Source organism: Anaerotignum sp. (genome assembly GCF_030625865.1).
Taxonomy (GTDB): Bacteria; Bacillota; Clostridia; order Lachnospirales; family Anaerotignaceae; genus Chakrabartyella.
On the sequence record NZ_DAOUQB010000021.1, the window covers coordinates 1 to 10,984 of the forward strand.

General features: G+C 35.6%; 6 protein-coding genes. 4 read left to right on the forward strand and 2 right to left on the reverse strand.

All coding sequences use genetic code 11. The features are described from left to right. Positions 1 to 456: 456 nt before the first annotated feature. Complete coding sequence (gene abc-f / locus P9Q65_RS07510; RefSeq protein ID WP_304508766.1) at positions 457 to 1,923, reverse strand: ribosomal protection-like ABC-F family protein; 1,467 nt, start codon at positions 1,921 to 1,923, stop codon at positions 457 to 459. Between the two features lie 421 nt (positions 1,924 to 2,344). Between abc-f and P9Q65_RS07515 the strand changes: the two genes are divergently transcribed. Continuing rightward, positions 2,345 to 3,028, forward strand: coding sequence for an IS3 family transposase (locus tag P9Q65_RS07515; protein ID WP_304508811.1), 684 nt, complete (start codon positions 2,345 to 2,347; stop codon positions 3,026 to 3,028). A 1,158-nt stretch (positions 3,029 to 4,186) separates the two neighbouring features. Further along, entirely contained in the window at positions 4,187 to 7,576 is a 3,390-nt protein-coding gene (locus P9Q65_RS07520) for an InlB B-repeat-containing protein (RefSeq protein ID WP_304508767.1), read from the forward strand. Positions 7,577 to 7,751: 175 nt separating this feature from the next. Here the strand turns inward: P9Q65_RS07520 and P9Q65_RS07525 are convergent, their stop codons facing one another. After that, the gene (locus P9Q65_RS07525; protein ID WP_304508768.1) at positions 7,752 to 8,873 is read right to left on the reverse strand and encodes an S-layer homology domain-containing protein; all 1,122 of its coding nucleotides are present in this window, start codon (positions 8,871 to 8,873) and stop codon (positions 7,752 to 7,754) included. A gap of 704 nt (positions 8,874 to 9,577) precedes the next feature. Between P9Q65_RS07525 and P9Q65_RS07530 the strand changes: the two genes are divergently transcribed. After that, on the forward strand, positions 9,578 to 9,997 hold the full coding sequence (locus P9Q65_RS07530) for a sporulation initiation factor Spo0A C-terminal domain-containing protein (RefSeq protein ID WP_304508769.1): 420 nt from the start codon (positions 9,578 to 9,580) through the stop codon (positions 9,995 to 9,997). Positions 9,998 to 10,033: 36 nt separating this feature from the next. Next, complete coding sequence (locus tag P9Q65_RS07535) at positions 10,034 to 10,837, forward strand: mechanosensitive ion channel family protein (RefSeq protein ID WP_304508770.1); 804 nt, start codon at positions 10,034 to 10,036, stop codon at positions 10,835 to 10,837. Positions 10,838 to 10,984: the final 147 nt, after the last annotated feature.

Here is a 10,984-nt window from a genome sequence, read left to right on the forward strand (position 1 = left end):
CAAAAGAAAATTGGTTAAACACAAAAACAAGTATAATTGAAGCTATCAATACCCAAATTAGCAGTTTTAATGAAGCCGCTGTTCCTTTTTCGGATACAGTTAATAAGCTAAAAGATAAAATTGAAAGTAATGCAACTGTAATGCAGTTTAAGTCTTAAAAGTGACCACTTTGAGATACCAGATAGTGCGTCTGGCGACGCCTCTAGATCTGGAACTACTTTTCTCGAACAGGCGGTTACTGTTGAGAGTAGCAATACTGATATAAATTTAATTTGCTATTTAATCAAAGTATGTAGTTTTTAGATGGCCAATAACTTCTTTTTGCAACGATTCTATGGATTATATTGGATATTGAAGGAGTAGTGATTCTGATCTTTCAAGGTCAAGTGGGATTTTGTTACATACCAACTTAAAGGTGTTTGATGAGGAATCACTCATCAAACACCTTAGAGAATTTTATAGGAATATTTTTTTCGTTGATATATTTTCACAAAATGTTTTGTCATGTTCAACATACAAAAGCGTGGGCTTAAATTCAAGTATTAATCTTTCTAATTGTATGCGGGACAACACGTCAACGAAGTTAAGCGGTTCATCCCAAATATGAATATGTGCTTTTTCGCAAAGGCTTTTCGCAATTAAAACCTTCTTTTTTTGACCTGCACTGAAAACAGAAATATCTTTTTCAAACTGTATGTGTGAAAAATCCAATTTTCGCAAAATTGATTTAAACAAGCTTTCATCAATACTACATTGTTTTGCATATTCGGATAAATTACCGCGAAGCATAGAGGTATCTTGTGAAATATATGAGATTTTAAGTTCAGGTGCAATATATATCGCTCCTGTATGGGAGATATTTTCTCTGCATATTAATTTTAGAATTGTTGATTTGCCTGAACCGTTTTTACCACATACAGAAATAATATCACCTGCATTAATGGAAAAAGAAATATGTTCAAATACTGTATTTTCCTCATAATAGGCCGAAACATTATCAAATGAAATCAACTTATTGTTGTGATGTTCCAATTGCTCTATTTTTAAATTTTCTGCGGTTTCAATGTTTTTTAATAGTTTTTGTTTTTCATTAATGTTATTTTTCATACGCTTTTGAATGGATTTGGCTCGTTTCATGGATTTGGCTGCTTTGTGTCCAATGTATCCTCTGTCACAGGGGCCATCTCCAAATTTACTAGCTTCTGTTTTATCAGCCCATAACCGTTTTTCCTTTGCGGCTTTATTTAATCTTGTTATTTCAATTTTTAAGTTCTCATTTTGTGCGATTTCATATGAATCTTGCAACTGTTTGTTTTGGTACCAAGAAGAAAAGTTTCCTTTTTGTATTTCAATATTATTTTTGTTGATTGAAAGGATGTGATCTATGCAAACGTCTAAAAAATCTCTATCATGGGAAACTAGGATAAATCCTTTCTTGTGGCTGAGATACTTGCTTACAATTTGCCTGCCTTCAACATCCAGATGATTTGTAGGTTCATCAATCAGCAAAAATGTATTCTCTTTTAAAAATAAAACAGCAAGCAGAATTTTGGTTTGTTCCCCACTGGACAGAGTATTAAATGGACGATATAATACCTTGTCAGAAATATTTAGATAGTTTAACTCTCTTAATAATTCCCATAGTAAATAATTTGGGTAAATATTTTCCACGACATCTATTGTAAATTGAGTCATATTCACAACTGGGTACGGAAAATATGCCATATCTATAGATTTTGAAATTGTACCTCGATATTCATATTTTCCAAGTAATAGGTTTAAAAACGTAGTTTTTCCTCTACCATTTCTTCCTGTAAAACCAAGTTTCCAATCAGTATCTATTTGAAAACTGACATTTTCAAAAACGGGATCGTAACTTCCATCATATGAAAAAGTTAAGTTTGAAATATTTATTTGTGACATTTATTGTCCTCCTTAAAAAATATAGACTGCAAGAAAGTTAATTCTTACAGCCTAAATAAAACAAGACAATATTATAAAATATGTCAGTCCATATAAGAGCCTTAAAAAATCATATAACTTTCTTGCAATTTAGCACAACAAAACAATGGTAAACCATTATAAATGTTATAATGCCTAAATTATTAGCAAGAAAAGTTAATCATTTTTTCAACTCCAATCTTTAAATTTTCTTATATTTTACTACTATTTCAATAAAATTACAAGACGAAATTTTTTATATTTAAGTTTATAAATTTTGCACGGCAGTTTTTATGTTGTTTGCCATGAAGTAATGTTTATTTATTATGAATATAGAAAAGGAGTTCAGCCAATGAACCATCTAGTGCAAACTGAAAGTCTGATGAACCTGTTGTCAGTATAACTGGACTGTCAGAAACTCCATGAAGAAATCCAAACGATATACTATGAAAGCAAAAAACGTTATGGAGCACCTAAAATTCAAAAGGTGCTGATTTCTAATGGACGCTTTGTCAGTTTAAAACGTGTACAAAGACACATGTCAGTTCTTGGCCTGCATTCTATTGTAATAAAGAAATACCGTCATTATCCTAGCAATCAGCAGGTTATTGAACGGAAAAATATATTAAAACAAGACTTTACAACCACTGGTATCAATCAAAAGTGGTGTACGGATATCACATATATCCATACATTAAAGGATGATTGGACTTCTTTGGCCTCAGTCATGGATTTCTATAGTAAAAAAATAATCGGTTGGGCATATGGAACTTCTATGACTGCTGAGCTGGCATTGAGAGCAGTTGAGAATGCCTGCCTGAATGCATCAAATCCAACAGGAATTATTCATCACAGTGATCTTGGTACTCAATATACAAGTGATCTGTTTGAAAAGTATCTTCTCAAGCATGGAATCCGGCATTCGTTTAGCCGGAAGGGGTGTCCCTACGACAATGCTTGTATAGAATCATTTCATGCATCACTTAAGAAAGAAGAAGTCCATCAAAAAACATATATTGATTCAAAAGATGCATTTACTGCAATCTTTGAATATATAGAATCCTGGTACAATCGTAAAATGATGTAGTTGATGTATCACTAAAGCAACTGTTCCCATAAAATGTTCTCTAAAATAGAGGTTGTTATTTACAAAGCGGCAATTGCTAATACGTAACTTACAACTGTAAAAGTACTCCCTTTTCTGATTATAGTTTGGAAAAACCACAGACGGTTGAAGTGAGTTTTTATTGGCCCATTCGCAATCTGTAAATACGAAAACAAACCCGAATTTTGTTTGAAACATTGAATGCAAATAAGTTAATTAGAAGTTAAAGGCAGGCAAATTTAAAAATAATAAAAATTATATTGTACAAATTACAAACGTATAAAGCTATTGTCTAGCCTTAGTGTAAAACATATATTTTGATATTTGCAAAGAACGTCGCCGCTTTTTTAAGAAGGTATTTTCTTTTCTGTTTCTGAAAGCTCTTTTCGTAGGTGTTTTACTTTCATTATAAGAAGCGTTTTTAAATGGATTGTGGAATTTGTTTGGCATCGTTGTGATGCTGTTGTGTAACCAATATGTAATTGTACCTTGCCTGAGATGATATTCTTCGGTAAGGCTTTTTTTCGTCCAAATTTTTTCTAGATAGAGGGGGAGACTTTTTTCTTTGAGTTCGGGTGCATAGTGATTGTTTGATACTAGTAGCATCTCTTTGTTTTAGTGATATTTTACTAAACTATACCTAAAGACTTACATACAAATTCAAAAAGTAAAAATTCGTTGGATTTTTTTACAATATCACCCAAATGGGTGAAGACAAAAGAAGAATTATAGGTTATTTTAGGGTAAAAGGGCTCTTTTTTAGTAGGTTATAGGATATATTAGATTTTAAAATTTAATTTATTTTTGATCTACATTTAAATTAAGTAGACACAAAAGTGAGTAGCTGCAAAAAGGAGGTGTCAACTCTTCTCTACAGGTAAAACCTGAAACCTGGTATTACGAGGACATTGACCATGGCTTTGTTCACCTTATTGGCATACTGCTGATGATTGACGCATCCGTTAACCCCGCTCATAGCATGGCTAGTAGTTTTGCTAGTGGTGAAGAGTTGTATCAGACATCTGTTTAGTTGTAGGTATTATGCTTGGATATGGTGTTGGACAAATCTAGCTTTGTAAAACAGCGGTGTAGCACGAACAAAAAAAGGGAATAATAATAATTGAAATAGGGGGTAGAGAAATGAAATCATTGAAACGAAAATTAGCACAAATATTAGCTTTGGTTCTTGTTTTTTCCATGGGAGCTGTTCCTATTATAGCTAATGCGGCCACGACCATTTCAGAAGACTTCGAAGGAAGTTCCAATTTATTGACAGAGATATCTTATGGCACTTATGGTGAAGCAGGCAATTTGACGGAAACTGAATATTATGACTCAACATATGAGAATGTCTGGAAAATGTATTTGGATGGGAACACCAGCGACACTTACAATAGGGTAACATGCGCAACAGGAGAGACCACAGAGTATGTATTCGACAGCGACAAGGTGGAGTTGTCGGCAGATATATTTGTCAGCGGAAGTGACGGCGGAACAGCCAGCAGCGATTCAAGATATGCTGGGCTTGTAGCCATTATCAGCGGCGAAAAAATACGACTAGAATTTAACTATGATGATGGAAAAATATATTTTGGTAAAGCATCCTCGCCGGGGTTGGACGAACTATGTGCATTTTCGGTTGATACATGGTATAACGTACGAATGGTTTTGGACACAACGGAAGAAACATGTGATGTATACATAGATGGTACCCTAGAAGGAGATGATCTCGATAAATTAATAAGTAACAGTAATACTACTCCGTTGCTTACTCTTTCATTAAATGACAACACAGACAATAGCAGTGATTTAAAATCGACATGTTATGTGGATAATATCCAAATTACTGATGCAATCTATACAGTTGACTTCGATTCCCAGAACGGTAGTAGCGTAGATGATATTACAGATGTGGAATACAATACAACGATTACCCAGCCAGACGAACCGACTTATAGTGGACATATCTTTGATGGTTGGTATAAAGACGCAGCGTGCACAACCGAATGGGATTTTGATAACGATACAGTAACAGAGAGCACTACACTCTATGCCAAGTGGACGTCATCGGATTTTTGGATAGACTGTCGTATGGACAGTTTCAGCGATGAGGATACAACAGAGAAAACCATTATAATTACTAGCGCAGAGGAATTAGCACTCCTTGCTTATAATGTTAATGATGGAATGGATTATAGTGGTTACACCATTACACTTGCAGAAGATATTGATCTTTCTGGTTATTATTGGACGCCGATTGGGGAAATTAATCATCCCTTCTCTGGTACCTTCAACGGTGCGGGGTATTCCATATCTGGTATAACGGTTGAAACTACAGACCAGATGGTTGCAGGGCTATTCGGATATGTTAATACCGGAACGATCACAGATGTTACTGTGGAAGGCGCTGTTACGGCAGTGATGGACGAAGCAGCAACTCCGCTGTATGTAGGCGGTCTTGCTGGGTACACAGTAGATACAAATATATCCGGCTGTGAATCTTCCATTAATATGACGGCAACACAGAATGGTAATGCGAACTTAAAGGTTGGAAGCCTTGTGGGTTGGTTTGTTGCCGAAAATAACGTCAGCCTAGAAGATTCCTGCGCAACGGGAGATGTTAATGCTTACCAGAAAAATGGCAATGCCTCTGGTTCCATCGATGCAGGCGGTCTGGTGGGTACGTTTAGAGGCAGGAATGGAGGTTTTGCGACTCTTATAAATGCTTACTCAACGGGTTCTGTTAACGCTGAAAATCTATCTTCTACGACGAATGATAAATACCCTATTAATATTGGCGGCTTAATAGGAAAGCTTTATTCTGCAGAAGCAGATAATTGTTATACAACAGGTGATGTTACAAGCTGGTGCGAGGCAAACGTGCAACGCTGTGGGGGATTAGTCGGATATATTCTGGATAATTCTTCTGTATCAAATGCCTATGCCTCGGGTGCAATCATGCCGCTTAGTGCAATGAGTAATAACGAAGCCACATATGCTGGTGATTTTACCGGATATTTAGAGAGCAGCAATATCACTAATGGATATTTTCTTTATAGTTCGTCTTATGGCTCTATTGGAGATAAAGATGCTGCAGCCGCTGTTGCAAGTCTTACCGGATTAACAGCAGAGCAGCTCGCAAACGATCAAGTGGTAACCTCAACATATACCACTGGAACCAGCAATTATACTGATATAGATGTACTGATTTTGGACGCTCTCAACACTGAGGCATCCGCTAATGGTTGGGAAGCATGGATAGACAGCGGAAATAATCCCGTGTTTGGAGTATTTACGGTTATGTTCGATTCTCAGGGGGGTAGTTCTGTAGCCAAAATTACGGATGTAACCTATGGCTCAACGATTACTGCACCCAATAATCCCACACGTTCTGGTTATAGCTTCGCAGGGTGGTATACTGATACGAACTATACCACTGAGTGGGACTTTACCGCCAATGCTGTAACAAGTGCTATGACGCTTTTTGCCAAATGGAGTAGGAATTCCAGCGGTGGCAGTAGCGGTGGTAGTAGCACCTATTCCGTTACATTAACTAAGGTAGATAAAGATTCAAGCACTACCTATTTGGAGGGTGCGACATTTAAGCTCTATAAGGGTAGTGGAACAGCTATTGGTACCTATACCACCGATGATGATGGCAAAATTAAAGTTAATCGCCTTTCTAATGGAAACTATTATTTTGTGGAGACGGAGGCGCCTTCCGGTTACAAGCTGGACACTAGGAAGCATTCATTTACAATCAGCAATGCTAGTGAATCATTGACGGTTACCAACAGTAAAAATGGTAGCAATACGGGTGCTGAAGATGAAGAGGCTAGTGCCGATACGCCCTCTGTGCTTAATAGCACAGATCACTTTAAATATGTGGCTGGCTATCCAGATGGTACGGTGCGCCCCAATGGTAACGTAACTCGTGCTGAAGTCACCGCAATGTTCTACAGGCTACTGACAGCTTCTCGTAGAGATGAAATTTTTACCAGCAGTAATAGTTTTAGTGATGTAACTCAGGATTTGTGGTATAACAAGGCTGTGTCCTCCATGGCTTCAGGAGGATATATCAGCGGCTATCCAGAAGGTTCCTTTGGCGGCAACAAAGTCATTACCCGTGCTGAATTTGTTGCCATTGCTGCCAGATTTATGGGAGCACAGTCGCAAACGGTCAGCTTCACTGATGTTGCTACAACACACTGGGCATATCAGCATATATCGACTGCTTCGTACTACGGTTGGATTAGTGGCTATTCCGACGGAACATTTCGTCCGAATCAGCCAATTACAAGGGCGGAAGCCATGACGATTATCAACCGTATGCTCTATCGTGGAGTAGAGGCAGATGGTGTTATGCCAGGTTTTAAGGAATGGTCGGACAATGACAGCTCAGAATGGTATTACTATGAAGTAATCGAGGCTACGAACGACCATGAGTACACGGGAACCCGGCCATCGGAGCAGTGGTTAAGCCTAACTTCTGATTATTTCTACGATAGTGCAAAATACGAAAGACCATAAAAATAATCAAGTACAGATTTATACAATATTGCAGGAGGGCGGCAACAGAAATGCCGCTCTCCTTGCATAGATAGCATGTGGAGAAGGTAGAGACAAAGCATGATGAACATTGATTTATAGGCGTGGACAAAATCCACGTTTTTGTTATGCGTTCTATGAAGATAGCCTTAATAGATTAATCGAGGAGTTGAGCAAGCGCTGTTTCAATTAAGGCTTTTGTCAGTGGCATTTTTGTATCGAACTCTACTGAGTCCATATAACAATATTCCATAAACGCTTCGGCAAAAAATTCTTTGTTTGATTTCGCACAGTAATCTCTGCCTGTGATGTTCTTTAAAATGTATGTTTCTTTGTTTACACAGTTATCCATAGCTAGGGTATTTGAAATGCCAGTTTTGAAGTCTAAGTAATGACCGAATTCATGGTTTATTGGATTGTATCCTTGAAGATTTATATAACGAGAACACATTCCAATAGTGTGATCATTGTAAATTGTTAATCCAATGGCATATGAATATGAACTACCTGCCACTTTATCCATATTCCCTTTGACAAGCACAAGTTTCCAATTATCTTTAATAAATGATTCCAAAACTGATTCTGGCAACGATTTTAATTGATATACTGCGGGGGAACTATATAGTTGGGTGTTATTGTCTAAGTAAATTAAATCAATATCCTGCAACACCTGAGGAATGGGAAATATTGGATCTGAGTTTACAACTAAAATTTGATACAACATCTTACAAAAGTCAGCTCTTGTTATTGGTCCGTTGGGATAAATGTTTTCTGTTGAGGAAGGTGTAATATAGCCGGCTGAAATGGAAGCAAATAATTTATCCTGATATTTGGTGTCAATATTATTCCAATCTGTGTAAGAAATATCATAACAGTTGCTTGAATAGGGTAGTGTCCATTGCTTAATGCTGCCTAAAATATTTGCAACTGCAAATAACTGAATAGGCGAATATATTGAGTCTGTGTTATAAGTCCGCTCCTTCATAAAGCCTTGATTGTTAATATAGTTCAGACATTTTTCTTGTGAAAACCCATCTTTAAAGTCTTCCTTAAAAAAAGCCTTACAAACCATAACGGAAAATTCTCCGTTTGTCAATGGTTCGTTTGGATTAAGTATTCCATCATCACAGCTGCTAATTATATTATTATCAACCAAATACATAATTGCTTGGTAATCAGGAAGTACAATATTTGAAGTTTCCTGAGAGAAAGCAACACTATTGTTGACCTCCAATAAAATAAGTAATATTGCCATGCATTTAATAAATATTGTTTTCATAATAATTCCTTTCTTTTTGAATGTGTAATTTTGAATGTTACCAAGTTATGGGTAGATAATTAATGGTGTTTCGTTCGTTGGGATATTTATCCACTCGTTAATTCGGCAAAATTCGACAAAAAATAAAGTTTTTTACAAAAAAATAAGTAGATTTTCTTATTTTTTCTTGATTTTTTCGTGTTTTTATTAAAAAAAGTGGTTTTTCTATAATGTATACAAAAGGTTGGATACAAATGCTCAGTAATAAGTGAAAATAAAATTATGATTTAGTGAGAAGTTAGAAATCTTACGATGAAGAAGGTGCGCTGAAATGCAACTAGGTTGCGTTGTAGGAGAATTTTAATCAAAATGTGGCTGCGTTAATTTTTTACAGACTTAATAAAATGCAAGGAAACTTATAAAGATTGTAATAAAAGATACGGTGATTTCTTTTGCCCTTTAGCCTCACCAAAACGGGTTAGATTGAGTTCTTAAGTTAATAAAATAGTTTTAAACCACTTGGGCATAATTGCTGGAGATAAGTTTTTCTCACCCGTTTGGGTGATGTGAAATTTATATTTAGGACAATTATTGTAGTAAATTAAAAAAAATGAAAAATCACCCAAATGGGCGAAGACAAAAATTAGAAATTGAGATACTTTAGTATTAAATAATTTTTGTCGGAATTTAAATAGTATTAGCGAATTTAAGAAGGGGGTAAAGAAATGGTAAGTATAATTGACATCTATAAATATTTTCGTGATTTTGACATTAAACGATCTAATAATGGGTTTAAGTTTCTAATGTCAGCAGTTCAATTGGGGGTCGAAGATGTTGATAGCTATAGTAGACTGTCCGATTTGTATAAGGATGTTGCTAAGCTACATTCAACTGAAGCATGTAACGTGGAACGGGCAATAAGATATGCTGTTTCAGAACAAAATATGCCAGTAAAAGAGTTTATTATGAAAGCAATCTATGACTTGCTGATTATGGACAAAGAACGTTCATGGGATAAGCTTATAGAGAAAAATTATATAATAGAAGAAAATGAAGAAAAAAATATAGAAAGTAAAGCAGAGTCAGGTAATGAAAAAAATGAAAATTTAATTCGTTTGACGCACGTATGGTCTGAAATAAGATAAGTAGAAAAGTTAAGTTCTATATATAAGGAGGAAAAAATGATTGAACTATTCCCAATGATAATACCAATTATAAGAAGTATTGTATTTGCAGTTGTAGTTTTTGTTGTTGGAATGCTTATTATTGGTTGGATCAATAAAGTAGTTAGCAAATTTGTAGAGAAAAAAGGTTTAGATGCAACTTTAAAACCTTTTGTTAAAACGTTAATTAGGGTTTTACTTAAAATTATATTAGCTATTTCAATTATAAGTATCTTAGGAATAGATACAGCTTCATTTGTTGCAATTTTTGCTGCTGCAGGTTTTGCGATTGGATTGGCTTTTCAGGGTTCTTTATCAAATTTTGCAGGTGGTGTTCTTTTAATTGCTATAAGACCATTTAAAGTAGGAGATTTTATAGAGGTCAGTGGTTACATTGGTAATGTAGAAGCGATTCAGATTCTTTATACCAATATTGTAACCTTAGACAATAAGGTGATACGCATTCCTAACGGTAGTCTCTCGGATGCCTGTATTACGAACTATTCTGAAAAAGATACACGTCGTGTGGATTTTCAGTTTAGTGCAAGTTATGAGGCGGATTTTGAAAAGGTTATCCGCTCTTTATCTGATGTCGTGGATAAACATCCGTTGGCACTCAAAGCGCCAACTCCATTTGTTAGGTTGTCGGAGCATGGTGAAAGTGCCATGATTTATACAGTAAGAGTATGGGTTAAAGCAAAAGACTATTGGACTGTATATTTTGACATAATAGAAACTGTAAAAAAACGTTTTGATGAAGAGAATCTTTCGATTCCATATCACCAAATGGATATACATATTCATAACAAAGTAGTTACCTAATGAAAATGCTTATTGAGGAATGATTGTAAAGAATCACTTATCCGTTATTAATTACGCAAGATTATTATCTTGATTTCAAAAAAAGTTATAAAGAGATTTGACTATGTAATCTTATAAGAGCGGAAGCGTGGCAGCAACAGTATAGAT